Below are 25,169 nucleotides of genomic sequence, written 5' to 3' on the forward strand. Positions count from 1 at the left end.
TCTATCTTTCCATCACTCTTTCGATCCTTGCTATCTACCTGGCGGGGCTGACGCGCTTGCCTGGGCTTACTTGCCTTCGGCAGCCTTGATGTCGGCCTGCAGGGTGTCGAGGATCTTGCTGCCGCGCTCACCGGATTGCTCACGATAGACTTCCCAGCCCTTCTCGCCGACCGGGCGGAAGGCTTCGCGCTGCTCATCGGTCAGCGTGATGATCTCGATGTCGCTGTCTTCATTGATCTTCTCCAGACGGTCGGCGTTGTACTCCTCCTGCTTCTCGAAGATGTACGGACGCATCTCGTTGGTGACCTTGTCGAGCATCTGCTGCTGCTCGTCATCCAGACCGGAATAGAAGTCACTGGAGGCCACCAGCGTGGTGATGAACTGCGCCTGCTTGGCCTGGATCATGTAGTCCTGAACTTCGTAGAAGCTCATTTCCTGGATGGCGAACACCGGGTTCACCTGGCCGTCGATCTGGCCCAGCTGCAGGCCGGAGTAGACCTCGGAATAGGGCATCGGCGTCGGGTTGGCACCGTAGCCGCGATAGCTCTCGACCAGAATCGGCGAGGTCATGGTGCGGATCTTGAAGCCTTCCATGTCCTCGGGGGTCTTGATGTCGCGGTTGCCGGTCCACACCATCCAGCCTTCCGGAATCACGCCCAGCAGCTGGAGGTTCTGCTCGGTGTAGGCCTCGGACAGCATGTCGATGGCCTTGGAGTTGCCGAGCACCTCTTCATTGACGGCATTGTCGTCGGAGAACAGGAAGTGCAGCGTGAAGACGCCCGACTCCGGGATCACCGAGGCCAGGTGACCCGGTGAGGCAAAGGTCAGCTGGATGGCATCGCTCTGCACCAGTTCGGTGAGCTGTGAGGAGGTACCCAGTGCACCATAGGGGTAGATCTCGACATCGATGTCACCACCGGAAGCCTCTTCGATACGCTTCTTGAATTCCTGGGCGTAGGCATCCTGCACACTGCCGGAGACCTCCTCCAGCGCGAAACGCCAGGTGTCCGCCTGCACGCCCGCGGAGGCCAGCGCCGCCATGCCCAGGCCGGACGCGAGGGCGCCTCCCTTGATGAACGCGGCGAGACGAGAAAGGGGAACAGGAGTCCTGGACGTCTCGCGATTCTGCTCGGGTGACGGGTTCCATTGCATCGTCATCTTGTTCTCCTTGTGTGATTTCCATCAGCGTCGGGCGGCTCTGGGCATACCCGGCGTGCAACTTGCATCATTTAGATAATATTGCCATTCTTAATATAATAAAAAAATTACCAAATTGGATAGTATGATTAGAATTTATTATGAATAAGCTGAGCCTGTGCGCATGAGGCTCTGGTACTCGAGCTCTGGTGCTTGAGGCTCTATCCGTCGCTCGCCAGACCGACATGCCGCGCGTCAGCCGCATACTGATTTCAAGCGCCGCTAATAAAGCTAGAACAAGAGTAGCCAAAGTGAAAATCACGGCGGCGCCGCGGAAAATTTCAATGGATCGTACTGGCAAATGCAGGCCGTCTGGCGCAAACCACTGCACTCATGACGTCTGGTAGAAAGCCTATCTGGCAGGATGCCACATCAACAGGAAGCCGCTTCATGAACTCGCCCCCCTCCAAGTCTCCCTCCGCTGACGAGACCCGCCCCGCCCCGGCCGAGACGAATGGCGGTCAGGACCCCCTCGCACATCTGCCTGCGCCGCTGCGCCGTCTGGCCGCCTGGTTCGAACGTGGTGACCAGGGCCTGGCGCATGTCGAGCGCTGGTTGATCGCCCTGTGCGTGCTGGGCATGGCGACGGCCAGCATTGCCAACGTCATCGGGCGCAACGTCTTCAACTACAGCCTGCCGTTCACCGAAGAGCTGATGCAGATCCTGCAGCTGTGGCTGACCTTCCTCGGCATCAGTTACGGCGCGCGCGCCGGGCGCCATATCCGCGTGACGGCGCTGCTGGACTTCATGCCGCCGTGGTTGCGCAAGGTGCTGCTGATCGCCGGACAGGTCATCACCTGTGCCTTGCTGGCCTATCTCGCCTGGCTGGCGGTGGATTATCTGCAGAGCCTGGCCAAGTCCGGGCGTGTCACGCCGTCGCTGCGCTGGTCGCTGGCGGCGCTCTATGCCGTGGTCCCGCTGGGGCTGGCACTCGGGGCGCTCCAGTACCTGATGGCGATCCTGCGCAATCTGCTGGCGCAGGGCGCCTGGCTGTCATGGCGTACGGCGGAGATGGACGAGAACGAGGAAGTCGACGGCAGCGGCGCGCTCTAGCCACTGCACCGGGAATGTCTTCTCGATGTCTCGATAGACGATTGATCACACTTCATTGACCCAGGGACGGAAGCTGCGATGTGGATTCTGCTCGTGATGGTGGGGCTGCTGTTGCTTGGGGTACCCATGATGGTGCCATTGAGCGTCGGCACCTTTTTCTTGTTGTTCAGCGATTTTCCTTTCCTCAAGCCGGAGCTGGTGATCCAGCAGATGATCGGCGGTCTGCAGCCGGTGGTGCTGACGGCGGTGCCGATGTTCATTCTGGCGGCCGATATCATGCTCAAGGGCTCCACTGCCCAGCGCCTGCTGGATCTGGTCGAGCGCTTCGTCGGCCACTGGCGCGGCGGCCTGCCGGTGACCACCGCGCTGGGTTGCACCCTGTTCGGCGCGGTGTCCGGCTCCACCCAGGCCACGGTGGTGGCGATGGGGCGGCCGTTGCGCCCGCGGCTGCTGGAAGCCGGTTACAGTGACAAGTTCACCATCGCGTTGATCATCAATGCCTCCGATATCGCGCTGCTGATTCCGCCCTCCATCGGCATGATCATCTACGGCGTGGCGACCGGTACCTCGGTGGGTGACCTGTTCATCGCCGGTATCGGCCCGGGGCTGATGATCCTGGTGCTGTTCTCGCTCTACTGCATGTGGAAGTCGTGGAAGCTGGGCATCGCCCCGCAGCCCAAGGCGGACTGGCCCGCACGCCTCAAGGCCTTGAAGCGCGCCAGCCTGCCGGCGGGCTTCCCGGTGATCATCATCGGCGGCATCTACTCGGGCATGTTCTCGCCGACGGAGGCCGCCACGGTCTCGGTGATCTACGCGCTGATTCTCGAGATGCTGATCTATCGCGGCGTGACCCTGAAGGACCTGCCCAGTGTGGCCTTCTCCACGGGGCTGATCACCGCGGTGGTGTTCATCCTGGTGGCGGCGGGCGCGGGCTTCTCGTGGATGATCTCCTTCGCCAAGATTCCGGATGCCATTCTCGGCGGCTACATCCCCTACCTGTCGGAGCATGCGCTGGCGCTGTTGGCGGTGATCGCGGCGGCCTACTTCGTCGGCTGCATGTTCGTGGACCCCATCGTGGTGATCCTGATTCTGGCGCCGGTGTTTGCGCCGGCAGTCGATGCCGCCGGGCTGGACCCGGTGCTGGTCGGCACCCTGGTCACCCTGCAGGCGGCGATAGGTTCGGCGACTCCGCCCTTCGGCTGCGACATCTTCACGGCGGTGGCGGTGTTCCGAAAACCCTACATGGAGGTCATCCGGGGGACGCCGCCCTTCATTGCCCTGCTGTTGCTGGCGACGGTGCTGCTGATGCTGTTCCCGCAGATCGCGCTGTTCCTGCCCAGCCTCGCCAACTAGCAGCTAGCCCACTCAAGTAGCACCTGTCGCGCCCCGCAGGCTCAGTCTGCGGGGCGTTCGCGTCTGGTATGCTCCCGAACACGAAATGTCATGAATCATCATCCATCTCTTGAAGGAGCAAGCGGCATGCGAGCATTGATCCAGCGCGTCACACGGGCGGAAGTCGTGGTCGAGGGCGAGAGCGTCGGCGCCATCGGGGGCGGTCTGCTGGTACTGGTGGGCGTCGAGAAGGGCGATGATGAGGCGCGTGCCGACAAGCTGCTGCACAAGCTGCTGCATTACCGGGTCTTCGCTGACGAGAACGACAAGATGAACCTCAACGTCCAGCAGGCGGGCGGCAATCTGCTGCTGGTCTCGCAGTTCACGCTGGCGGCGGACACCGGCAGCGGCATGCGCCCCAGCTTCTCCTCGGCGGCGCCACCGGCGGAGGGCGAGCGGCTGTTCACCTATCTGGTCGACAAGGCGCGTGAGCGCGGGCGAGAACTCGGGGTGGGAATCGAGACCGGACGCTTCGGCGCCAACATGCAGGTCTCGCTGCTCAATGACGGGCCGGTGACCTTCCTGCTCGAGAGCTGATCGCGCAGACCGAAAAAAGCCGCCCCCGAGGGGGGCGGCTGCAAGCATTGGAGGACGGGACTGCGCCGTCTCGGGGGAGCGCGGCGCAGGTAACGCAGTCTTACTGCACGCCTTCCGGATTGCGCGCGTTCAGGTAGGCCTGCTCAGAGACCTCATGCCACTTCTCGACCTTGCCTTCGAAGGTGGTGTAGGACTCGTAGATGCGGCCGGCCAGATCGTTGGAGTCGCCGAGTTTCTTGACCACTTCGCCAGACAGCTCACGCGCCTTGTCGAGCACGTCCTGTGGGTAGCGGCGCAGCTCGACCTTGTGCTCGTTGAGCAGTGTCTCGAGGGCGTCGTTGTTGCGCGCGGTGTACTCGTCGAGCATGTCCTGGTTCACGTCACGTACCGCGGAACGCAGGATGGCCTGCAGGTCCTTGGGCAGCTCGGCCATGGCGTCGTCATTGACGATGGCCTCGAAGGTGACAGTCGGCTCGTGCCAGCCCGGATAGTAGTAGTACTTGGCGGCCTGATAGAGACCGAAGGCCAGGTCGTTGTACGGGCCGATCCACTCGGTGGCATCGATGGCCCCGGACTGCAGCGAGGTGAAGATCTCGCCGCCCGGCATGCTGACCGTCGCCACGCCCATCTGCTGCATGACATCGCCACCCAGACCCGGCATACGCATCTTCAGACCATCGAGGTCGGCGACCGAGTTGATCTCCTTGTTGAACCAGCCGCCCATCTGCACGCCCGAGGCGCCGCCCGCCATGACTTCGACGCCGAACTTGTCGTAGACCTCGTTCCACAGCTCCAGACCGCCGCCGTAATGCAGCCAGGCGTTCATTTCCTGCGCGGTCATGCCGAAGGGCACGGCGGCGAAGAACTGGGCTTCCGGCGCCTTGCCTTTCCAGTAGTAGGAAGCCGAGTGACCGATCTGCGCGGTACCGGAAGACACGGAGTCGAGGACCTCGAAGCCCGGGACCAGCTGGCCTGCGCCATAGACCTTGATCTTGAGACGGCCGTCGGACATCTCATCGACCAGACGTGCGAGGCGTTCCGGCCCCTGGCCCACCCCCGGGAAGTTCTTCGGCCACGAGGTGACCATCTTCCAGGTGAAGGTATCGGCGGCATTGGCGACGGCCGGCAGGGTACCCATGGCGGTCATGGTGCCGACGGCGATGCCGAAGGCGAGTTTGTTGAGTTGCATGGCATGCTCCTTGAAGTGCCCGATTGTTGTTGTGCACCGGTCATGAACTGGCGCTGGGCAAGAGGTGGGCCGCGAACGACCCCCGGATATGATGCATCTGCATGAGCCGACTGGCGGCTCTCCCATCAGCTGGCGGGGCAGGCCCCGCCAATTCAGTTGCTGCTCTGTCCTTGTGCTGTCTCGTCAGTCGTGGCCTAGAACTGGGCCGGCAGCCAGGTCGCCAGCCCCGGGAAGGCGGCCAGGGCGCCCAGCATGCACAGCTGGATCAGGATGAACGGCACGACACCCTTGTAGATCTGGCTGGTGCTGACTTCCTTGGGCGCCACGCCGCGCAGGTAGAACAGCGCGAACCCGAAGGGCGGCGTCAGGAAGGAGGTCTGCAGGTTGATGGCGATCATGATGCCCAGCCAGATCGGGTCGAGGCCCATGGCCAGCAGCACCGGACCGACGATCGGCACCACCACGAAGGTGATCTCGATGAAGTCGAGGATGAAGCCGAGCAGGAAGATCACCAGCATCACCACCAGCGTGGCACCGATGACGCCGCCGGGCATGTTCTCGAAGATCTCGGTGACGACCTCTTCGCCGCCGAAGCCTCGGAACACCAGCGAGAACAGCGCGGCACCGATCAGGATCAGGAACACCATCGAGGTGACGTTGGTGGTGGAGCGCACCACTTCCGTCAGGGTCTTCAGGCTCAGCTTGCGGTTGGCGAGGGCCAGCATCAGCGCACCGAAGGCACCCACGGCAGAGGCTTCGGTCGGGGTCGCGAGACCGCCGAGAATCGAGCCGAGCACACAGACGATCAGCACGATCGGCGGCACCAGGCCCTTCATCAGCAGCCAGAAGATGCTGCCGGTATGTCCCAGCTCTTCCATCAGCGCATCACGATCGACGGCCGGCGCCTTCTCCGGCTTCAGCCAGGCGACCATGGCGATGTAGACGATATAGGCGAGCACCAGGATCAGGCCCGGAATCAGCGCGCCGATGAACAGGTCACCCACCGAGACGGTCTTCGGGCTCCAGATACCCATCGACAGTTGCGCCTGCTGATAGGCGGAAGACAGCACGTCGCCCAGCAGGACCAGCGCGATGGACGGCGGAATGATCTGCCCCAGGGTACCGGTGGCACAGATGGCGCCGGTGGCCAGTGACGGGTCATAACCGCGCTTGAGCATGGTCGGCAGTGACAGCAGGCCCATGGTGACGACGGTCGCACCGACGATACCGGTGGAGGCGGCCAGCAGCATGCCGACGATGGTCACGGAAATCCCCAGCCCGCCACGCAGCGAGCCGAACATCAGTGCCATGGCGTCGAGCAGCGTCTCGGCGACCTTGGACTTCTCCAGCAGCACGCCCATCAACACGAACAATGGCACGGCCAGCAGGGTCTGGTTGGTCATGGTGCCGTAGAGGCGGTTGGGCATCGCGGACAGGAAGCTGGCATCGAATACGCCCTGGGTAATGCCCAGCGCATCCAGCCCCATGCCGAGTCCGGCGAAGGCAAGCGCGGTACCGGCCAGTGACAGCGCCACCGGATAGCCCAGCATCAAGACGATACAGATACACACGAACAGCAGCAGTGGCATGATCTCGAGCATTACACCAGCTCCTCATCGTGGTCAGGGGTGTCATCGCTCGCATGCGGAGAGGGCAGGCGGCCCATCAGGAACAGCAGATGGCGGCCGGCTTCCGCCACGCCTTGCAGCATCATCAGGATGGCGATGGCCGGAATCAGGGTCTTGAGCAGGTAGACGCCCGGCAGGCCGCCGGATTCGGGCGAGGCTTCCTTGATGCCCCAGGAATCGCCCACGTAACCGAGGCTGGAGAGCAGGATGAAGGTCATCACCGGGAACAGCAGGAACAGGGTGCCGCCGAGATCGACCCACGACTTCCCGCGGTGCGACATGCGCTGATAGAAGATATCCACCCGCACATGGCCGTCGTGCTTGAGCGTGTAGCTGGCGGCGAGCAGGAAGACGGCCGCGTGCATGTACATCACGGATTCCTGCATGGGGATGCTGTTGATGTTGAAGGCGTAGCGCAGCATCACGATGGTGAATTCGACCAGCATCATGATGACGACCAGCCAGGACACGCAGCGTCCCAGCCCCTCGGTCATGCGGTCGAGCCCTGTGAGCCAGCCGGGGGTAGAGGCATTGGCAGACATGGAGTCCCCTTGGCCTGCGGGTAGCAGGTGATGATTGTTGGTGTTGTTGTTGCTTTGCCGACAGCGTCTGCTGTGTCTTTGCCAAGCGCTTGTGTTGCAAGCGATTGCTGGCAAGGTCGCCAATTCAGATGTTGCTCATGTTGTGGTCAGTCACGGTGTCCAGCAAGCCGTGATGGCATCGCTTTGAACAACGCTATTCCACGCTTCATCCCTGTAAGTGACGTCGCTCGGATGCGGCATGCCATCAGTCATCGCTAAGTCAACGATTAATCCACGTCATTGGCAGACAAAGAGTAGCGAGCGGCGTCGCAACAACAAATGGATCATTGGTCTGACAGGCGGTTTTTGTCTTTGCTTACAGTGAGATAGGCGAAGAAATACCGGCAGGCAGGCAAGGAAACGGACAAGTAAGGGCGCGGCAGATCGCGTTATGCGCATCCAACAGCCCGCAAGCGATGCGCCGCAGACGCGGCGGCAGGGGTGAGCATCATGGCGCAGACAGCTGCCGGCAAGCCGTAGCCGAGAGAAGCCTGGGTCGGGAAAGTCAGGCGGGAGAGTCAGGCGGGAAAGCCAGGCGGGAGAGCCAGGCAGTAGAGGGGGCGATATCCGGGGGGATCGATATCCGAGGGGCAGGCGTCAGAGATGCCTATGCAAGAGAGGCAGGCGTCACGCGAGCCCGATCGCCTTGCGGCATGCGGCTGGCAGATGGACTTCTACCGCAAGCGGCAGATGGTCGGAGAACAGGTGCGACAGCGTGGTCGGGTGGCTCAAGCGCAGCGTCGAGGAGACCAGGATATGGTCGAGCCCACGGCGTGGCTGCCAGGCCGGGTAGCTGTTGATGGCCTTGCTGGGACGGGAGTCGAGTGCCTCGCTGAACGCCTTGTGCTGACGGAGCTGGGCCAGCGTGCAATTGAGGTCGCCCATCACGATGACATGCTTGAGGGGCGCGATCAGCTCGCCGAGGTACTGCAGCTGACGATGCTGGATACGGGCGCCGAGTGCCAGGTGGGTCACGAAGACATGCAGGGCGTGTTCGCCCTCGCCGAAGCGGGCATGGATGGCCCCGCGTCCCGGCAGCGTCCCGGGCAGACTGTGCTCCTCGAGATGGCGGATCGGCAGGCGCGACAGCAGGCCGTTGCTGTGCTGAGCCAGGCGGCCCAGGTTGCGGTTGAGCTGCTGATAGCGATGCGGGAATTCGGCCGTCTCGGCCAGTGAATCGACCTGATTGACGTTGCCGGAGCGGAAACTGCCACCGTCGACTTCCTGCAGACCGACGATATCGTAGGGCGTGATGGCGGCGGCGATCAGCTCCAGACGCTTGCGGCGCATCGGGTGTGGCAGCACATGCTGCCAACCGCGGGTGACGTAGTGATGCCACGCCGCGGTATGGATACCGACCTGCATGTTGAAGGTCAGCAGACGCAGGGGAGGTGCCGTCTCGCCGAGTCCGGCACCTCCCGCGGCGCTGGCGGCCACTGGGTCAGCAGCCGCTGCCATCAAGCGGCGTCCTTGCTGCCGGCTTTCTCTTCACGCACCTGCTCGACCAGCTCGTCGGTGATCTTGAGCATGTTCTGCAGTGAGCCAGCCGTGCTCGGCGAGATGACATAGCGGCCATCCACGATCAGTGCCGGTACGCCCATGATCTTGTAGGCGCGCATCTGGGCGTGGGCCTGATTGACCTGACTCTTCACGCCGAAGGACGTCAGAGACTTCTTGGCGTCTTCTTCGCTGACGCCGAAGTCGCTGTAGAACTTGGCGATATCATCCGGGTCGGTCAGACGCTGGTGGTCCTGATGGATGGCATCGAAGAAGGCCTTGTGGGTCTCGTCGAGGATGCCCAGGTCCTTGGCGGCATAGAAGGCATAGGCGTGCTTGACCCAGTCCTGCCCCATGGTGGCCGGCAGACGGTTGAAGGTCACGTCACTCGGCAGCTCGTCGACCCACGGCTCGAGGCTGGATTCCAGCTTGTAGCAGTGCGGGCAGCCATACCAGAACGCTTCGACCACTTCGACATTGCCCGCCGGCGCGTCGGTCTTCACCGGCTCGTCGAGTACCTGGTAGTCCTTGCCAGCTTCAGCGGCGAACACGCTTGCTGACAGGCCAAGGCCCGCCACCAGAGTCAGTAGGGGTTTCCACTTCATGGAACATCTCCATCGGATTGAGGCATGCCCGGGCATGATACCCGGCAACATTAGTGATGCATCGAGTATGCGTGTCAGCCACCACTGCTGTCGAGACTGCCGGGCGGGACACGGCGGATCACTGTCGAGCCAGCCTAGCGTGACAAGGTTGACCGTTGGATGAACGCCGTTCGATCACGCGCCATACAAGGCGTCGCTCGAACACGCCCCGTGAACGGCGTGCTGGTGCCGGTCATCATCAAGTCAGTCATACGCGACACCCGGCTGAACGGATGCCTCAGCGCAGGCCGTGGAGATATTCGGCCACCTGCTGCATGTCGCTGTCACTCATGCGCGCGGCGATGCTGCTCATGATGGCGTTCGGGTCGTTGTCGCGGCTGCCGTCGCGGAAGGCCTTGAGTGCTGAGACGGTATAGGCGGGGAATTGCCCGGCCAGCGCCGGATAGCCTGCCGAGTCGATGCCTTCACCGCGCGGGCCATGACAGGCTGTGCAGGCCGCGATGCCACGCTCGAGCGAGCCGGCCCGATACAGCACCTCGCCGGCTCGGGCCGCCTCTGGCTCGGCCTGGCCGCGATTGGCGGGCTGCGCGGCGTAATGGGCCGCGATATCGGCGATGTCCTGATCGCTCAGGTTGTCGGCGATACCGGCCATCTGCGGCACCGAGCGGCGGCCATCCCGGATGTCGGCCGTCTGCTTGCGCAGGTAGTGGGCCTGCTGGCCAGCAAGATGGGGAAAGGCCGGCGTCGGCGAGATGCCCTGGGCACCATGACAGGCAGCACAGACGGCAGCCTTGGCCTTGCCTGCCGCGGCATCGCCGACCAGCGACTCGGCGGCGGCCCCCGTCGGCAAGGTGGCGGCCAGCGTCGTGGCAGCAAGTGCCAGCAGCAGGCGCAAGGGGCGCACGGGGGTCTGCCTTGGTCTCATCAGCTCATCCATTTCACTGGTCCCTGTTTCACGAAGAGGCCCGTTCGGGGCTTGTATCATCCGGCGTGGATGGTGGCCTCTGTCATTTCCCCGGTGCCCGCGCCGTGCTGCGCGCGGTGAGAAGTGCACCCCACTCTCGCAGCCCGTGAGAGCAGGGTGGTACACTAGGCCTCATGATCGCCATGCTGACCTTGCAGGCAGTATAGCGAATCCCCTCAGGGCGCGTGAGCGTGCCTGTCGCCAGTCGTGTCATCGCAGTAATCCAGAGCATCTTCCCGCTGTCGTCGGCAAGTTGCAGCGCCGATGGCAGGGCATGCGGCACTCTTTTCGTTACACCGGTCGTTTCTTCTGCTCTCTCGTGATGTCGCGCGGGCGAGACGTCCGCCTTCAACAGGTATTCAGAACTCCCATGGCCGAATCAGCTCCTTCGACCCCCAAGCTCCATTATCGTCAGGCGCGCTTCCTGATCAGTGCCGCGACTCTGGCCCAGTGCCCGACGGACGTGGGTGCTGAAGTGGCCTTCGCGGGTCGCTCCAATGCCGGCAAGTCCAGCGCCATCAATGCGCTGACCTCGCAGAAGGCGTTGGCCCGTACCTCCAAGACCCCCGGCCGCACCCAGCTGATCAACTATTTCACCATCGGTGAAACGGGCCGCCATCTGGTCGACCTGCCCGGCTATGGCTATGCCAAGGTGCCGGACAAGGTGAAGCGCGAGTGGCAGTCACATCTGTCCAACTACCTGCGCAACCGCCAGTCGCTGCGGGGCCTGGTGCTGCTGATGGATGTGCGCCATCCGCTGTCTGAATTCGACCAGATGATGCTGGGCTGGGCCGATGAGGCCAAGATGCCGGTGCATATCCTGCTGACCAAGGCGGACAAGCTGAAGCGCGGGCCTGCTGCGGCAAGCCTGCAGAAAGTGCGTCACGCGCTCAAGGAGTGGGAAGACCTGGTCACCGTGCAGCTGTTCTCGTCGCTGAAGTACTCTGGTGTCGAGCAGGTGCATGCCAAGCTCGACGAGTGGCTGGCGGACCCGTCGGTGATGGATGGCGTGGAAGAGATGGCGGGCGATGAGGCACCGCAGGACCCCTTCGACGACTGAAGGGGTAAGGCGATTTGGGGCGAAGCCTCGAACCACGCGACCTTGCATGATGAAACGGCCACCCCTCGGGGTGGCCGTTTGCGTTACGACAGGCGCGTTGTCACTCACATCTGCATTGTTGCCCTTCCCCAAGGGCCAATCACATGAACAGGCTGCGCGGCGCGCTGCTGATGGGGTCAAGGCGGGTCAGGGAGCTCGTCACCCTGGGTGCCGAGAGAATATGCGGCACCTTTGCCGCGGGCTCGACGACTTCCGGCATCGTCACGGCCTCGCTGGGGACGCGCAGGCTGCGCATGGCCTCCTGTGGTGAGGCTGCCGGCGCTTCCTGCACGCCGGATTGCGATGTCGCGAGGCTGGCACGCCCACTGTAGACCGCCAGGATGACCAGCAACGCGGATGCCAGCACGATGGCCACGCCTTTCAGCAGGGCGCGGCTGTTCTGACGCGAGGGCGTCATGTTCGGCGCGCGCTGCTCGCCTTCACCGTGCAGGGGCGGCCTCTGGGGAGAGGAAGATGACACACGGTAGCGCGGGAGTGAGTGGGTGCTCATGCTGGCCTCTCCTTTTGAGGTCGAGGTGGCAGGCATCTCCCAGCGCAGACTCAGGAACCCCAGACAGGGTTCAATATCGACGACGCTGAGAAACTTGTACATGAAATATGGTTGAGGCGTCATTTTTGTACAAGTTTTAATTCACTCAGCCATTGGGCACACCAGGCGCATCAGGCGCGCCACACCTTGAGCCTCAGCCGTGGGCCGCTCAGTCATTCCGTCACTCAGTCATTCCGCCACTTGCACCGTCACTCAGTCATTCCGTCACTTGCACCGTCACTCAGTCATTCCGTCACTCAGTCATTCAGGCGTGCAATCAGCGCCGGTAGTTCGCGGACATGCGAGATGACATGTACGCCTGCCGGGACGGGGCCCGGCGCGCCCTGGCCCTTGACGTCGATCCAGGCGGCCTGCATGCCCAGGCGCGCGGCAGGCAAGGCATCTTCCTTCCATGAGTCACCGACATGCAGGGTGGTGGAGGGGCGGCTGCCCAGGCGTGCCATGGCGGCGAGGAAGGGGCGCGCATCCGGCTTGGGTGCCAGCCATTCGCCGGCGGCGATGCTGAACTCGAAATGATGATCCAGCGCGAGGCGAGCCAGGTCGATATTGCCATTGGTGATGGCACCAAGACGGTAATCGCGGGCGAGGGAGTCGAGCAGCTCGCTGGCTTCCGGGAAGGGCGTCAATTCGTGGCGCAGCGCCAGGAAGCGCTCGATGGCGGCGCGCGACCAGTGGCCCGCCTGCTCATCATCATGCCCGGCATCGCGCAGCATGGCGTGCATGGCCTCGCGACGCAGCCAGGTGAAGTCACCGCGGCGCAGCGGATGCTCCAGCCCCAGCGCCATGCGGCGACGGGTGTATTCCTCGAGGGGGAAATCGTTGGCATGCCCGATCTCGCCATCCAGCCAGGCGTAATGCTCGGCCTCGGCGCGCTCCATCACCGCGCGATTGGCCCACAGGGTGTCATCGAGATCGAAGGTCAAGGCCGTCAGGCGAGGCGCGTTGGCAGGCGTCACAGGGTGTCATCCTTGAGTGGGGCATCAATAGGGGAGGTGGCGTCGGTGTCTGATGTTGCCGTCGCTGATCCGCGCTGGCGGCGGGCGCGAGGGTGCGCCTGATCATAGGCGCTGGCCAGTTGCTGCCAGTCGAGGCGCGTGTAGACCTGGGTGGTCGAGAGGTGAGCGTGCCCCAGCAGTTCCTGCACGGCGCGCAGGTCGCCGCTGGATTCGAGCAGATGACTGGCGAAGGAGTGGCGCAGGCGGTGCGGGTGAAGATGCTCGGGCAGGCCGCGTTCTTTCGCCTGCGTCACCAGCCTGAGCTGGACGCCACGCTGGCCGAGGCGCCGGCCCTGCTGGCCGACGAACAATGCCGGCTCGTTCTGGGCGGCGAGCTGGCCACGCACCACCAGCCAGGCATCCAGCGCCTGGCGGGCGCGTGAGCCGATCGGCAGCTGGCGGGGCTTGTCGCCCTTGCCGCGTACGCGCAGGCGGCGGGTTTCCAGCATGTCGAGGTCGAGGCTGACCAGCTCCGAGAGACGCAAGCCCGCGCCGTAGAGCAGTTCCAGCATCGCCTGATCGCGGATCGCCAGCGGGGTGCCGTCATGTGGGCAGTCGAGAAAGCGTGCCAGGCTGTCGATATCCACCGGGCGTGGCAGATGGTCCGGCAGGCGTGGTGTCTGCACCAGTCCCGCCGGGTTGTGTGGCAGCACATCCTGCTCGACCAACCAGCCACAGAAACGGCTGATCGCCGCGCGCCGCCGTGCCAATGAGCGCGGTGCGAGGCCACGGCTACGCTCGGCACCCAGAAAACGTCTGAGCGTCGGCACGTCCAGCGCCTGCCAATCCTGCGGCAGGGGCGGCGAATCCTTTGCACGAGCGGCGCTGCTGTCCGCTGCGGGGCGCAGCATGAAGGCGGTCAACGCCTGCAGATCACGCGCGTAGGCGCTGACGGTCGCGTGGCTGCTGTCGAGGGCAAGCTCGGCCAGAAATTCCCGACAGGTCGCGGACAGCGCCTGCTCGGCGGCAACACGCTCGGCGTTGCTCGCTGAGGCGTCGTCGGTGGATGTGTCGACGACCGAGGCGCCGTGGACCGACTCGATGCGACTCATCGACTGGCCTGGTCGTCACGGCTCGAGGAGCGCAGTGGCGCCTGGCCCGGGACATCGCGCCCCAGGCAGCGGGCCAGCACGTCGCCGAGGTATTCGGGAAACAGGGTGTCGAGACCAGCACGAAACTGCTCGGCATCGGCACTCGCCACCACCAGATAGCCCAGGCACTCGCCACGGGTCAGGCGCACGATGACGGCGGAGCCGCGCGTGGCATCGGCCTGGCTTGCATCGACGAGGTCTGCGCAGTCGGCGCCGAGTGGCCACTGATGGTCGGGCAGCAGGGCTTCCCAGCGCGTGCGCGGCATGGCCAGGCAGCGGCTGGCGCGCCCCTCGAGCAGACGCTCGAACTGCTCGCCGCGCGCATCGTCGAGTGCCTGGCGCGGTGGTTGTGCCGAGGCACCGGCGTCGCGCTGCCACAGACAGACGGCCGCGATGTCGAACAGCTCGCTGAGACGCGTGGCCAGCGTTTCGGCCAGCGCATCATCGGACTCGGCATCGAGCAGATCCAGCACCAGCTGACGCAGACGCTGATAGCGACTCTCGTTGTCGCGCGCGGCGGTCAACAACTCCTCGAGGCGCTCTTCTGCCTGATCGGTCCGCCCGCGCAGGTCATGTACCAGCCGCTCCAGCAACGAGATGCTGCCGCCGCGCGCTTCCGGGTGTGGCACCCGCATGCGTTGCAGCAACCCTTCACGCCCCTCGAAGAAATCGGGATGCGTGGCCAGCCATTCGGCGACCCGATCCGGGTCCAGCGTGCGCGGGCGACGTGACACGGGTGACTCGGCCATGTGGGACTCCTTGCGGACGGTTGGCAGCGGGACGCCGTCGGCCATGTTTCCGGCAGCGTCCCTCGGCTGGGGCTGGCGCTCTACAGGATGATGCGGCCTTCGAAGACGGTCTCGGCGGGACCGGTCATGAATACCGGCTGGCCGTCGCCAGCCCATTCGATGCTCAGGGTGCCGCCGGGCAGCGTGACATTGACCGGGCTTGCCAGCAGGCCACGGCGAATGCCGGACGCGACCGCCGCACAGGCGCCGGTGCCACAGGCCAGCGTCTCGCCGACACCGCGCTCGAAGACACGCAGGCGCGCTTCATGCGGCGAGACGACCTCGAGGAAGCCGGCATTGACGCGCTTGGCGAAGCGCGGATGCGCCTCGATCAGCGGGCCCAGCGTCAGCACGGGGGCCTGTTCGACACTGTCGACCAGCAGCACTGCGTGGGGGTTGCCCATCGAGACGACGCCGATTTCCAGCGTCTCGCCGTCGACATCCAGGGTGTGCACCGGCAGGTCGGCCTCGGCCTCGAAGGGCAACGCGGCGGGGGCGAAGCGCGGCGCGCCCATGTCGACGCGCACACGACCATCCTCGGCCACGACCAGGGTCAGCGGGCCGCCGGCCGTCTCGACGCGAATCTCGCGCTTGGTGGTCAGGCGCTGTTCACGCACGAAGCGCGCGAAGCAGCGCGCCCCGTTGCCGCAGTTCTCGACTTCACTGCCATCGGCATTGTAGATGCGATAGCGGAAGTCCATGTCCGGGTCGCGGGGCGGCTCGACCACCAGCAGCTGGTCGAAGCCGATGCCGAAGTTGCGGTCCGCCAGACGGCGGATATCGGCATCGCGCAGGCGACTGCGCTGCGAGATCAGGTCAATGACCATGAAGTCATTGCCCAGTCCGTGCATCTTGGTGAAGTTCACCAGCATCAGGCATCACCTTCCGGCAGCAGTTGCTCACCGGTCCACAGTTCTTCGAGGCGCTCGCGACGACGCACCAGGTGCATCTCGGGGCCATCGACCATCACCTCGGCAGGACGGCAGCGGCTGTTGTAGCTCGAGGCCATCACGAAGCCGTAGGCACCGGAAGAGCGCACGGCAAGCAGGTCGCCCGGCGCGATGGCCAGTTCGCGGTCCTTGCCGAGGAAGTCACCGGTCTCGCAGACCGGGCCGACCACATCGTAGCTGGCGGACTTGCGCGCCTCGCGAGTGTCGACGGTGACGATGTTCTGCCACGCCTGGTACAGCGACGGGCGGATCAGGTCATTCATGCCGGCATCGATGATGGCGAAGTTCTTCTCTTCACCGGGCTTGAGGTATTCGACACGGGTCAGCAGCACGCCGGCGTTGGCGGCGATGGAGCGGCCCGGTTCGAACAGCAGCGTCATCTCGCTGCCGTGTTCATAGCGGGCCAGACGCTCCAGCAGGGCGCTGGCGTAGGCGAAGGGCTCCGGCGGAGTCTCGTTCTGGTAGGGCACGCCGAGGCCGCCGCCGAGATCGAGGTGCTCGATGACGATGCCGCGTTCACGCAGGCGATCCAGCAGGACCAGCAGGCGTTCGAGGGAATCGAGGAAGGGCGCCAGCTCGGTCAGCTGGGAGCCGATATGGCAGTCGGCACCGACCACCTGCACGTGCTCCATGGCGTTGGCGATCTCGTAGACCTCCAGCGCCTGTTCGACCGGAATGCCGAACTTGTTGGCCTTGAGGCCAGTGGAGATGTACGGGTGAGTGCCGGCATCGACGTCGGGATTGATGCGCAGTGACACCGGCGCGACGCGTCCGAGACGGCCGGCGACGGCGTTGAGGCGCTCAAGCTCCGGCAGCGACTCGACGTTGAAGCACTTGATGCCCAGCTCCAGTGCACGCTCCATCTCGCCTGCCTGCTTGGCGACGCCGGAGAACACCACCTTGGCGGGGTCGCCGCCGGCCTTGATGACGCGCTCCAGCTCACCGGCGGAGACGATGTCGAAGCCGGCGCCCAGGCGTGCCAGCACATTGAGCACCGCCAGGTTGGAATTGGCCTTCACGGCATAGCAGATGAGGTGCGGGTGGTCGCCCAGCGCATCCTGATAGGCCTTGAAGTGGCGCTCGAGCGTGGCACGGCTGTAGACGTAGCACGGCGTGCCGAACTGCTCGGCCAGCGTGGCGAGCGAGACGTCTTCGGCGTGCAGCACGCCATCCTGATAAACGAAGTGATCCATGATCCGGCCTGCAAGATGTCGCGCCGGCGGGCATCACCCGCCGGAGATGAATAAGGGGCTCAGGCGTCGCTGCCGGAAGTCTCGGCAGCGGCGGTGCTCTCTGTCTCGGAGGCGTCAGCTGCCGGCGCGGGAGCTTCGGCACGCTGACCACCGGCATCGGCGTCCGCCGGCAGATAGAGCGGGCCTTTCTGGCCGCAGCCGGCCAGCAGGCCAGCACCCAGCAGCAGCGCCGCGAGGGTGCGAAGGGTATGACGGGCGGACTGGCTCATCAGATGACGCATCGGGCGGCCTCCTGGCAGCAAGCGATAGAGCGATGCGGGCCCGGTTGCCATGGGTGGCGACCAGGCCCGAAAGAGGGTATCAGGCGCGTGAGGCCAGGGCGTCACGCGCACGCTGCACGGCAGCGCGGACCTGGTTCGGCGCAGTGCCACCGATGTGGTTGCGCGCCGCGACGGAGCCTTCCAGCGTCAGCACGTCGAAGACGTCCTGCTCGATGGTGTCGGAGAACTGCTGGAGCTCTGCCAGGGTCATTTCGGACAGGTCGCGTTGCTGCTCGATGCCGAAGGCGACGGACTTGCCGACGATCTCGTGGGCATCACGGAAGGCGACACCCTTGCGCACCAGGTAGTCCGCCAGGTCGGTCGCGGTGGCGAAGCCCTTGCTGGCCGAGGCGTACATGTTGTCGGACTTGGCGCGGATCGCCGGAATCATGTCGGCGAAGGCACGCAGGCTGCCGCGCACGGTATCGATGGTATCGAACAGCGGCTCCTTGTCTTCCTGATTGTCCTTGTTGTACGCCAGCGGCTGGGACTTCATCAGGGTCAGCAGGCTCATCAGGTGGCCATAGACACGGCCGGTCTTGCCGCGCACCAGCTCCGGCACGTCCGGGTTCTTCTTCTGCGGCATGATGGAGGAGCCGGTGCAGAAGCGGTCCGGCAGGTCGATGAAGTCGAACTGGGCGCTGGTCCACAGCACCAGCTCTTCGCTCATGCGTGACAGGTGCATCATCAGCAGGCTGGCGAAGCTGGTGAATTCGATGGCGAAGTCACGATCGCTGACCGAATCGAGGCTGTTCTCGGTCGGACTGTCGAAGCCGAGCAGCTCGCTGGTGACGTGACGGTCGATGGGGAAGGTGGTGCCGGCCAGCGCCGCGGCGCCCAGCGGCAGCACGTTCATGCGCACGCGGCAGTCACGCAGGCGGTCCTGGTCGCGGGCGACCATTTCCTGCCAGGCCAGCAGGTGGTGGCCGAAGGTGACCGGCTGGGCGCTCTGCAGGTGAGTGAAGCCCGGCATGATGGTGTCGGCTTCCTGCTCGGCCAGCCCCAGCATGCCTTCGCGCAGACGCGTCAGTTCGGCGTCGATGGCGTCGATCTCGTCACGCAGATAGAGACGGATGTCGGTGGCGACCTGGTCGTTGCGTGAACGGCCGGTGTGCAGCTTCTTGCCGGTGATGCCGATCTTGGCGGTCAGGCGTGCCTCGATGTTCATGTGCACGTCTTCCAGTGCCACGGACCACTCGAATTCGCCCCGCGCGATCTCTTCACTGATTTCCTTCAGTCCCGCGATGATGACGTCGCGTTCTTCTTCGCTCAGCACGCCGACACCGGCCAGCATGGTGGCGTGGGCGATGGAGCCCTGGATGTCGTGCTGCGCCATGCGCTGATCAAAATCGACGGAGGCGGTGAAACGTGCCACGAAGGCATCGGTCGGCTCGCTGAAGCGGCCGCCCCAGGACTGATTGGTAGATTCGCTCATCGGGATCTCGAATTGTGGTGACGTGTCCAGAGTTCGGCGTCCGGTGCACGGTCGCGCAGCCGGTATCGTTGACCTTGGAGTGTACCAGACTCCTGCGCGTGGGCGAGGGGCCGCGGCCAGTCCGGCGGATCGCAGGAAAGCGTGCCACGGATTTTCCCCCTGAGGTGACTGGCTTTATGATAAGTGTCATCAGAGGGCAGCGCTGTTCGTCAGTCATGTTTGCTCAACAAATTCGAATCAGATGGCGTGCATTGCGCGCCAGCAAGGAGAATGCCGTGCCCCGCCGTGAGATTCTGCGTATCGCGACCCGCAAGAGCCTGCTCGCCCTGTGGCAGGCCGAACACGTCAAGGCGCGACTCGAGACCCTGCATCCTGGCTTGAGCGTCGAGCTGGTGCCGATGTCGACGCGTGGTGACAAGATTCTCGATACCCCGCTGGCCAAGATCGGCGGCAAGGGGCTGTTCGTGAAGGAGCTGGAAGAGGCGATGCTCGACGGTCGCGCCGATATCGCCGTGCACTCCATGAAGGACGTGCCGATGCACTTCCCGGAGTCGCTGGGACTGGCGGTGATTCTCGAGCGTCACGCCCCGACCGACGCCTTCGTGTCCAACACCTGTGCCAACTTCGATGCCCTGCCGCAGGGCGCGCGCCTGGGCACCTCCAGCCTGCGTCGTGGTCTGCAGGCCAAGGCGGCACGCCCGGACCTGGAAGTGCTGAGCCTGCGCGGCAATGTCCAGACGCGTCTCGGCAAGCTGGATGCCGGCGAGTTCGACGCCATCATCCTGGCCACCTCTGGCCTGCAGCGCCTCGAGCTGGATGCGCGCATCACCGCCGAGATGGACGCCGAGACCTGCCTGCCAGCCTGTGGCCAGGGCGCGCTCGGCATCGAGTGCAACCTGCAGGACGAGGAGATTCTTGCGCTGCTCGAGCCGCTGGCCCATGAAGACTCCAGCCGGTGCGTGCTGGCCGAGCGCGCCATGAACACGCATCTGGAAGGTGGCTGTCAGGTGCCGATCGGCGGCTATGCCGTGCTCGAGGAAGGCGGCAGCCAGCTGTGGCTGCGCGCGCTGGTCGGCAACCCCGACGGGACGGTCATCCTGCGCGCCGAAGCGCGTGGTCCGTCCAATGCGCCGGAAGCGCTGGGCGTCGCCGTCGCCGAAGACCTGCTCTCCCAGGGTGCCGGCGAGATTCTGGCGGCGGTCTACGGCGACGCTCGTGGCTGAGGTGTCAGCGATGGCAAAGGCGTCGCGTCTTGAGGTGTTGACGACGCGGCCGGGCTCGCGCGGAGCGGTTCTCGATGCGATGCTGAGCGAGGCTGGCTGCGAGGTGGAATGCCTCAAGCTGATGGCACTCGAGGCCTTGCCGCTGGAACCCGCTGCGCGTCAGGCGATCATCGATGTCGATCTGTATCGCGGCGTGATCGTGATCTCGCCCCAGGCCGCCGGCTATCTGGCCGATTGGCTGGAGGAGTGGTGGCCACAGCTGCCTGAAGGCGTCAGCTTCTATGCTGTCGGCGCGGCCACGGCCGAAGTGCTGCATTCGCGGCTGGGGGTGCCGGTGCGTATTCCGCCGCGCGCCACGCGCGGTGAGCATGCCGAGCGCGATGCGCCGGTCGGCACCACCAGCGAAGCCTTGCTGTCGCTGCCGTCGCTCAGGGCGCTTGCGGGTCAGCGCTGGTTGCTGGTGGCCGGTGAAGGCGGGCGTCCGCTGCTGGAAGAGACGCTGGTGGCACGGGGCGCTCAGGTCACGCGTCTGGTACTTTATCGACGCCTTCCGTTGGCTTTGTCGCCGCAACAGGCTGGCCGTCTGGCGGCGGGCGCGTATGATGCAATGGTGGTGACCAGCAATGAACTGCTCGAGACGGTGATGGCATCGGTGACGCCGCAGGCCTTGCACCAACCGCTAATCGTGTCGAGCCACCGTTTGGCTACACTGGCACACGCTCATGGTTTCGAGCGCGTGACGGTCGCCGAGGACGCTTCACCCGGGGCCCTGACGCAGGCAGTACTTCGCGCCTGCGCCCCCACCAGCAAGACTCGCCATGCAGTGACCGGCGCCACTGCGCCTGGTCCGCGTGAGGCCATCGATTCCCAAGAATCCGGAAAAGGGCAAGCGTAGATGAGCAACCGAGAACACGATCAGGAAGATAACGGCTCTGCCGGCATGACGCCCGGCAAGTCGGGCGACAAGGATGCTGCCGCTCGCGCATCAGATGCTTCTTCCGCTTCCGGCGTTTCCGCCGATGACACTGCCTCTGGCCGCCCTGGCGCCGAGGCCTCCCGTTCGTCCTCTTCCTCGTCATCCGACACGGCTGATGCCCCGCGCGAGCGCCGCTCGCGAGGTGGGCGCAATCGTCGTGGGCGTGGCAAGGGGCAGGGCAGCTCCTCCTCTTCAACCTCATCCTCCACTGCCAGTGAGTCCACGCCCGTGAGCCAGACTTCAGACGACAACGCATCGACGCCTTCCGGCGCAAAATCGCCGCTTCCGGAGCGTAGCGAACCCGCCAAGGAGGCGTCTGCCGCCAAGCCGAGTGCTGGCAAGGCCTCTTCCAGCAAGGCGACTCCCGGCAAGCCCTCCACGCCGGCTGGCAAGACGGCCAGCGCGGGTGGCGCAGGCCTGGGTGGCACGACGGCACCCGGTACGCCGCCGCCCGGCGAGCCGCAGGGCAAGAAGAGCAAGGCCGGCAGCATCGCGCTGATTCTCGTCATCGTGCTGGCCATCGTGGTCGCGGTGCTGGCGTGGTTCGGCTGGCAGCGTCTGAACGCGCTGCCGGATGCCCAGGGCCTCGACAAGCAGGTCAGCGAGCGCGTGACCCAGCAGGTCGGCCAGGTCTCCAGCAAGGTCGATGGCCTGTCGAGCACGCTGGAGAAGAACGAATCCCGCGTCAGCGAGCTCGACAAGCGCCTGTCCAGCGAAAGCCAGGACACCGAGCAGGCCCTCAACAAGGTGCTCGAGGAGCTCAGCAAGTCCCAGCAGACCGACGCGCGTGACTGGTACTATGCGGAAGCCGAGTACCTGCTGCGCCTCGCCAACCAGCGTCTGCAGCTGGAGCGTGACGTGAACGGTGCCGATGCGCTGCTCGAGAACGCCGATGCGCGCATCGCGGCGGCCAACAACCCGGCGCTGCTGCCGGTGCGCAAGGCCATCCAGTCCGAACTGGCCAGCCTGGACAGCGTGCCGCGCGTCGATCGCAGCGGTATCTATCTGGCGCTGCTCGCCGAGCAGGAACAGCTGGCGCGTCTGCCGCTCAAGCAGGATGTGGCCGAGATCGCCGCCAAGGTCGAGAACGACGCAGCGCCGACAGGCGGTTGGCAGCAGCAGCTGGCCCGCTTCGGCAACGAGCTGAAGGACCTGGTCACCGTGCGTCGTCATGACGAGGCACTGGAAGCCCTGATCACGCCGGAGCAGGAATCCTACCTGCGTCAGAACGTGCGTCTGGTGCTGGAACAGGCGCAGCTGGCGCTGCTCAAGGAAGAGCCGAAGCTCTACCAGGCCGCCATCGACAAGGCCATCACGCTGGTCAATGGCTACTACGACACCAAGACCGATGGCGTGCAGAATGCCGTCGCCAAGCTGGAAGAGCTCAAGAGCAAGACCATCCGTCCGGAGCTGCCTGACATCTCCGCCTCTCTGAGCAAGCTGCGTGAGCTGATCGAGCGTCGCGCCCAGCAAGGGGGTGGCAACGCATGAGAGTCCTGATACTGCTGATCATCATCGGGCTGGCCATCGGTGCCCTGTTCGGGCAACTGATGCAGGCCTTCCCGGGCTACTGGCTGATTCGCGTCGGCGATACCTCGGTCCAGACCTCCTTCTGGTTCGGCTTGATCCTGCTGTTCGCGGGCTTCGTGGTGCTGCACTTCGGTCTGCGCCTGCTGTCGCGCTTCGCGCATCCGTTCTCCCGCCTCAAGGTGTGGAACAGCCGTACCCGTCATCGCAATGCCACGCGCAAGACCGTACGGGGTCTGGTGGCGCTGGCCGAAGGCCGCTGGAAGCGGGCCGAGAAGTCGCTGACCCACTCGGCGGAAGATTCCAGCACGCCGCTGGTCAACTACCTGTCCGCCGCCCTGGCCGCGCACTATCAGGGACGTTTCGAGCAGGCGGACACGCTGCTCAAGCGGGCGCACGAGTCCACCCAGGGCTCCGAGAGTGCCGTGGGTCTGGTGCAGGCACAGCTGATGCTGGACCGCCAGCAGCATGAACAGGCGCTGGCGACCCTGACGCGTCTCGACAAGCAGCTGGGCGAGCACCCGCAGGTGCTCAAGCTGCTCAAGCAGGCCTATCTGGCGGTCAATGACTGGGATGGTCTGCGTCGTCTGATGCCGCGTCTCGACAAGCAGGACCTCATCTCCCCCGAGGAGAAGAAGGAGCTGGAACAGCGTGCCTATGTGGCGCTGATCCAGCAGGCCGCGCGCAATCCGGAAGACATCGAGCGCGTGCGTAACCTGTGGGCCGACATGCCGGACCACCTGCGCACCGACGTGAATCTGGTCGCGCTCTACGCCGAGGCGCTGATCGCCGGTGGCCAGGAAGGTCTGGCCGAGCGTCTGCTGCGTCACTCCCTCAAGGAGTGCTGGGATTCGCGTCTGGTGCTGCGTTACGGCCTGCTGGACGTGGATGCACCGCGTCAGCTGGTGTATGCCGAGAAGTGGCTGCAGGAGCGGCCGAATGATCCGGACCTGCTGCTGTCGCTGGGCCGTCTGGCACTGCGCAACGCCAGCTGGGGCAAGGCTCAGGAGTACTTCGAGGCTAGCCAGCGCCAGCGTCCGAGCGGTACGGTGTGTGCTGAACTCGCGCGTCTGTTCGCCAACTTGGGCGAGCACAATAAGAGTCAGCTCTACTACCGTCAGAGCGTCGAGCTGCTGGATCGCTCACTGCCGGCCCTGCCGCAGCCGAGCAAGGACAACGCCTGAGGGGCGGCCGCCGAGTGTCAGTCAACCGTCGAGCGCCAGCCGTCTAGTGCCAGCCAGGGCATGCCAGGCGTCATGAAGGCTGGCGGACAAGACTCTCGGCGGCTTGCACGATGTTTCCTTGTTTGATGAAAGGTATTGCCCAATTGCACCGGTCGCGCTGTCGGCCGGTGATGCAGGTTTCTCTCCGGGGTATCCACGTTCACACGCTGTGTGACGGGATGCCCTTCTTTTTGCCCGCATGACGGGCGCTGAGGGCATTCTCGCCCAGGCTTTCGCCCTGTCAGCACGCCGCCGTGAGATGTCGGTGGGTGCATGCTGGCGTGGGCATGGCCGGTGCAGGGTTTCTCGTTGCTGATCCGGCAACGATGCGTCCGGGCCTTCACGGCCAGAGCGTGAGCGTGTGGCGCTGGCTGGAAGCGATTCCTCCGTGCGATGATTCTGCGTGTCGGATGCGCCCATGCACGTGGTGCATCTACGGGCCGAGTCCGGTCCGTTTCCCCAAGCGATGATGGAGTCTGCATGTTGCATAAGTCCCTGGCCCTGATGGGCGCCTCTGTACTGGCCGTGTCACTGGCCGGTTGTGCCGCTACCGGTAACAGCTCTTCCAGCAACGCCGCCAGCTCCTCCAGCTCGTCCAGCTCCATGATGAGCCTCGCCAGCAGCATGCTGAGCAGCCAGACAGGCCAGACCCTGCCGGCGGCCGACCTGATGTCCAGCCTGACTTCCCAGCTGGGTGTGTCCTCCACTCAGGCGCTGGGTGGCTCTGCTGCCATGTTGGCCCTGGCCCAGTCCCAGCTTGGCACCAGCGCGACCTCCGAGCTGTCCACTGACGTGCCGCAGCTGTCCAGCCTGACCAGCAGCAGCTCGCTGTCCACGCTCTCCAGCCTGGCGAGCCTGAGCGGCAACGACAATGCCACGGCATTGGCCAGCACCGTCGGCAATGTCGATGACAGCGCGTCTCTGGATAGCGCCTTCTCCGCGCTGGGCATGGACAGCAGCATGGTCTCCCAGTTCGCGCCGGTGCTGCTCAGCTACATGGGCGGCGAAGGCGTCAGCTCGACGCTGCTGAGCTCGCTGTCCAGCATGTGGGGCACCGGCTCCTGAGCCAGCCGCTTGCATGAGGTGTGAGGCAGTGTTTTTGCCCGCACATGAAAACGCCCCCGAGCCACTGGCT

At 64.7% G+C, this 25,169-nt stretch carries 24 protein-coding genes; 9 read left to right on the forward strand and 15 right to left on the reverse strand.

From position 1 onward, the window contains the following. Positions 1 to 66: 66 nt before the first annotated feature. Positions 67 to 1,158, reverse strand: a complete 1,092-nt coding sequence (gene dctP, locus HA399_RS00475) for a TRAP transporter substrate-binding protein DctP (protein ID WP_279834111.1) — start codon at positions 1,156 to 1,158, stop codon at positions 67 to 69. Positions 1,159 to 1,587: 429 nt separating this feature from the next. Between dctP and HA399_RS00480 the strand changes: the two genes are divergently transcribed. The 3 genes from HA399_RS00480 to dtd all read left to right on the forward strand — a co-directional run bounded on the left by HA399_RS00480 (position 1,588) and on the right by dtd (position 4,179). Beyond that, positions 1,588 to 2,250, forward strand: coding sequence for a TRAP transporter small permease (locus HA399_RS00480; RefSeq protein WP_052384515.1), 663 nt, complete (start codon positions 1,588 to 1,590; stop codon positions 2,248 to 2,250). Positions 2,251 to 2,328: 78 nt separating this feature from the next. Continuing rightward, complete coding sequence (locus tag HA399_RS00485) at positions 2,329 to 3,603, forward strand: TRAP transporter large permease (protein WP_054556427.1); 1,275 nt, start codon at positions 2,329 to 2,331, stop codon at positions 3,601 to 3,603. 126 nt (positions 3,604 to 3,729) lie between these two features. Next, entirely contained in the window at positions 3,730 to 4,179 is a 450-nt protein-coding gene (gene dtd / locus HA399_RS00490; protein ID WP_286987530.1) for a D-aminoacyl-tRNA deacylase, read from the forward strand. A 100-nt stretch (positions 4,180 to 4,279) separates the two neighbouring features. Here dtd and HA399_RS00495 read toward each other — a convergent pair whose 3' ends face one another. From HA399_RS00495 to HA399_RS00520, 6 genes are all read right to left on the reverse strand, one after another. Then, positions 4,280 to 5,326, reverse strand: a complete 1,047-nt coding sequence (locus tag HA399_RS00495; RefSeq protein WP_225348088.1) for a TRAP transporter substrate-binding protein — start codon at positions 5,324 to 5,326, stop codon at positions 4,280 to 4,282. A gap of 236 nt (positions 5,327 to 5,562) precedes the next feature. Then, positions 5,563 to 6,969 carry a TRAP transporter large permease subunit gene (locus HA399_RS00500; protein WP_054556429.1) on the reverse strand — a complete coding sequence of 469 codons (1,407 nt, stop codon included), beginning with the start codon at positions 6,967 to 6,969 and terminating at the stop codon, positions 5,563 to 5,565. Next, on the reverse strand, positions 6,969 to 7,538 hold the full coding sequence (locus HA399_RS00505; protein WP_043333327.1) for a TRAP transporter small permease subunit: 570 nt from the start codon (positions 7,536 to 7,538) through the stop codon (positions 6,969 to 6,971). Before HA399_RS00505 ends, HA399_RS00500 begins: the two co-directional genes overlap by 1 nt. Before the next feature lie 666 nt (positions 7,539 to 8,204). Beyond that, entirely contained in the window at positions 8,205 to 9,035 is an 831-nt protein-coding gene (locus HA399_RS00510; protein WP_404325670.1) for an endonuclease/exonuclease/phosphatase family protein, read from the reverse strand. Further along, positions 9,035 to 9,679, reverse strand: coding sequence for a thiol:disulfide interchange protein DsbA/DsbL (locus HA399_RS00515; protein ID WP_404325672.1), 645 nt, complete (start codon positions 9,677 to 9,679; stop codon positions 9,035 to 9,037). Before HA399_RS00515 ends, HA399_RS00510 begins: the two co-directional genes overlap by 1 nt. A gap of 277 nt (positions 9,680 to 9,956) precedes the next feature. Beyond that, entirely contained in the window at positions 9,957 to 10,574 is a 618-nt protein-coding gene (locus HA399_RS00520) for a cytochrome c (RefSeq protein ID WP_176678204.1), read from the reverse strand. A gap of 439 nt (positions 10,575 to 11,013) precedes the next feature. Between HA399_RS00520 and yihA the strand changes: the two genes are divergently transcribed. Continuing rightward, entirely contained in the window at positions 11,014 to 11,703 is a 690-nt protein-coding gene (yihA, locus tag HA399_RS00525) for a ribosome biogenesis GTP-binding protein YihA/YsxC (protein ID WP_054556430.1), read from the forward strand. A 139-nt stretch (positions 11,704 to 11,842) separates the two neighbouring features. On the opposite strand, the gene HA399_RS00530 is transcribed toward yihA, so the two are convergent. The 8 genes from HA399_RS00530 to argH all read right to left on the reverse strand — a co-directional run bounded on the left by HA399_RS00530 (position 11,843) and on the right by argH (position 19,085). Continuing rightward, complete coding sequence (locus HA399_RS00530) at positions 11,843 to 12,253, reverse strand: hypothetical protein (RefSeq protein WP_404325673.1); 411 nt, start codon at positions 12,251 to 12,253, stop codon at positions 11,843 to 11,845. A gap of 296 nt (positions 12,254 to 12,549) precedes the next feature. Then, positions 12,550 to 13,269, reverse strand: coding sequence for an HAD family hydrolase (locus tag HA399_RS00535; RefSeq protein ID WP_404325674.1), 720 nt, complete (start codon positions 13,267 to 13,269; stop codon positions 12,550 to 12,552). Beyond that, positions 13,266 to 14,360 carry a tyrosine recombinase XerC gene (locus HA399_RS00540; protein WP_404325675.1) on the reverse strand — a complete coding sequence of 365 codons (1,095 nt, stop codon included), beginning with the start codon at positions 14,358 to 14,360 and terminating at the stop codon, positions 13,266 to 13,268. Before HA399_RS00540 ends, HA399_RS00535 begins: the two co-directional genes overlap by 4 nt. Beyond that, the gene (locus tag HA399_RS00545; protein WP_131431130.1) at positions 14,357 to 15,148 is read right to left on the reverse strand and encodes a DUF484 family protein; all 792 of its coding nucleotides are present in this window, start codon (positions 15,146 to 15,148) and stop codon (positions 14,357 to 14,359) included. Before HA399_RS00545 ends, HA399_RS00540 begins: the two co-directional genes overlap by 4 nt. Positions 15,149 to 15,228: 80 nt before the next feature. Further along, a complete protein-coding gene (dapF, locus tag HA399_RS00550; protein ID WP_303568547.1) occupies positions 15,229 to 16,059 on the reverse strand; it encodes a diaminopimelate epimerase in 831 nt (276 codons plus the stop codon). Continuing rightward, the gene (gene lysA, locus HA399_RS00555) at positions 16,059 to 17,330 is read right to left on the reverse strand and encodes a diaminopimelate decarboxylase (RefSeq protein WP_153635055.1); all 1,272 of its coding nucleotides are present in this window, start codon (positions 17,328 to 17,330) and stop codon (positions 16,059 to 16,061) included. The genes dapF and lysA overlap by 1 nt, the downstream gene beginning before the upstream one ends. A gap of 59 nt (positions 17,331 to 17,389) precedes the next feature. Beyond that, complete coding sequence (locus tag HA399_RS00560; protein WP_240548660.1) at positions 17,390 to 17,611, reverse strand: lipoprotein; 222 nt, start codon at positions 17,609 to 17,611, stop codon at positions 17,390 to 17,392. A 79-nt stretch (positions 17,612 to 17,690) separates the two neighbouring features. After that, complete coding sequence (argH, locus tag HA399_RS00565) at positions 17,691 to 19,085, reverse strand: argininosuccinate lyase (RefSeq protein ID WP_404325678.1); 1,395 nt, start codon at positions 19,083 to 19,085, stop codon at positions 17,691 to 17,693. 275 nt (positions 19,086 to 19,360) lie between these two features. Here argH and hemC point away from each other — a divergent pair, with 275 nt between their 5' ends. From hemC to HA399_RS00590, 5 genes are all read left to right on the forward strand, one after another. Then, complete coding sequence (gene hemC, locus HA399_RS00570; protein ID WP_404325680.1) at positions 19,361 to 20,308, forward strand: hydroxymethylbilane synthase; 948 nt, start codon at positions 19,361 to 19,363, stop codon at positions 20,306 to 20,308. A 10-nt stretch (positions 20,309 to 20,318) separates the two neighbouring features. After that, positions 20,319 to 21,203 (forward strand): uroporphyrinogen-III synthase, encoded by an 885-nt coding sequence (locus tag HA399_RS00575; RefSeq protein ID WP_404325681.1) that lies wholly within the window; start codon positions 20,319 to 20,321, stop codon positions 21,201 to 21,203. Then, entirely contained in the window at positions 21,204 to 22,775 is a 1,572-nt protein-coding gene (locus HA399_RS00580) for a uroporphyrinogen-III C-methyltransferase (protein ID WP_404325682.1), read from the forward strand. Next, the gene (locus HA399_RS00585) at positions 22,772 to 23,995 is read left to right on the forward strand and encodes a heme biosynthesis HemY N-terminal domain-containing protein (RefSeq protein WP_043333341.1); all 1,224 of its coding nucleotides are present in this window, start codon (positions 22,772 to 22,774) and stop codon (positions 23,993 to 23,995) included. The genes HA399_RS00580 and HA399_RS00585 overlap by 4 nt, the downstream gene beginning before the upstream one ends. A gap of 519 nt (positions 23,996 to 24,514) precedes the next feature. After that, positions 24,515 to 25,099, forward strand: coding sequence for a DUF2780 domain-containing protein (locus tag HA399_RS00590; RefSeq protein WP_052384518.1), 585 nt, complete (start codon positions 24,515 to 24,517; stop codon positions 25,097 to 25,099). Positions 25,100 to 25,169: the final 70 nt, after the last annotated feature.

It is taken from the genome of Cobetia sp. UIB-001 (genome assembly GCF_044789135.1).
GTDB classification, from domain to species: domain Bacteria; phylum Pseudomonadota; class Gammaproteobacteria; order Pseudomonadales; family Halomonadaceae; genus Cobetia; species Cobetia amphilecti.

Coding starts and splice junctions, on each gene's coding strand:
- HA399_RS00545 (WP_131431130.1), bottom strand. CDS start 15,148: ATGGCCGAGTCACCCGTGTCACGTCGCCCGCGCACGCTGGACCCGGAT.
- HA399_RS00500 (WP_054556429.1), bottom strand. CDS start 6,969: ATGCTCGAGATCATGCCACTGCTGCTGTTCGTGTGTATCTGTATCGTC.
- HA399_RS00580 (WP_404325682.1), top strand. CDS start 21,204: ATGAGCAACCGAGAACACGATCAGGAAGATAACGGCTCTGCCGGCATG.
- HA399_RS00515 (WP_404325672.1), bottom strand. CDS start 9,679: ATGAAGTGGAAACCCCTACTGACTCTGGTGGCGGGCCTTGGCCTGTCA.
- lysA (WP_153635055.1), bottom strand. CDS start 17,330: ATGGATCACTTCGTTTATCAGGATGGCGTGCTGCACGCCGAAGACGTC.
- HA399_RS00590 (WP_052384518.1), top strand. CDS start 24,515: ATGTTGCATAAGTCCCTGGCCCTGATGGGCGCCTCTGTACTGGCCGTG.
- dtd (WP_286987530.1), top strand. CDS start 3,730: ATGCGAGCATTGATCCAGCGCGTCACACGGGCGGAAGTCGTGGTCGAG.
- HA399_RS00510 (WP_404325670.1), bottom strand. CDS start 9,035: ATGGCAGCGGCTGCTGACCCAGTGGCCGCCAGCGCCGCGGGAGGTGCC.
- dctP (WP_279834111.1), bottom strand. CDS start 1,158: ATGACGATGCAATGGAACCCGTCACCCGAGCAGAATCGCGAGACGTCC.
- dapF (WP_303568547.1), bottom strand. CDS start 16,059: ATGCTGGTGAACTTCACCAAGATGCACGGACTGGGCAATGACTTCATG.
- argH (WP_404325678.1), bottom strand. CDS start 19,085: ATGAGCGAATCTACCAATCAGTCCTGGGGCGGCCGCTTCAGCGAGCCG.
- HA399_RS00495 (WP_225348088.1), bottom strand. CDS start 5,326: ATGACCGCCATGGGTACCCTGCCGGCCGTCGCCAATGCCGCCGATACC.
- HA399_RS00530 (WP_404325673.1), bottom strand. CDS start 12,253: ATGAGCACCCACTCACTCCCGCGCTACCGTGTGTCATCTTCCTCTCCC.
- HA399_RS00485 (WP_054556427.1), top strand. CDS start 2,329: ATGTGGATTCTGCTCGTGATGGTGGGGCTGCTGTTGCTTGGGGTACCC.
- HA399_RS00480 (WP_052384515.1), top strand. CDS start 1,588: ATGAACTCGCCCCCCTCCAAGTCTCCCTCCGCTGACGAGACCCGCCCC.
- HA399_RS00575 (WP_404325681.1), top strand. CDS start 20,319: ATGGCAAAGGCGTCGCGTCTTGAGGTGTTGACGACGCGGCCGGGCTCG.
- HA399_RS00560 (WP_240548660.1), bottom strand. CDS start 17,611: ATGCGTCATCTGATGAGCCAGTCCGCCCGTCATACCCTTCGCACCCTC.
- HA399_RS00505 (WP_043333327.1), bottom strand. CDS start 7,538: ATGTCTGCCAATGCCTCTACCCCCGGCTGGCTCACAGGGCTCGACCGC.
- yihA (WP_054556430.1), top strand. CDS start 11,014: ATGGCCGAATCAGCTCCTTCGACCCCCAAGCTCCATTATCGTCAGGCG.
- HA399_RS00540 (WP_404325675.1), bottom strand. CDS start 14,360: ATGAGTCGCATCGAGTCGGTCCACGGCGCCTCGGTCGTCGACACATCC.
- HA399_RS00585 (WP_043333341.1), top strand. CDS start 22,772: ATGAGAGTCCTGATACTGCTGATCATCATCGGGCTGGCCATCGGTGCC.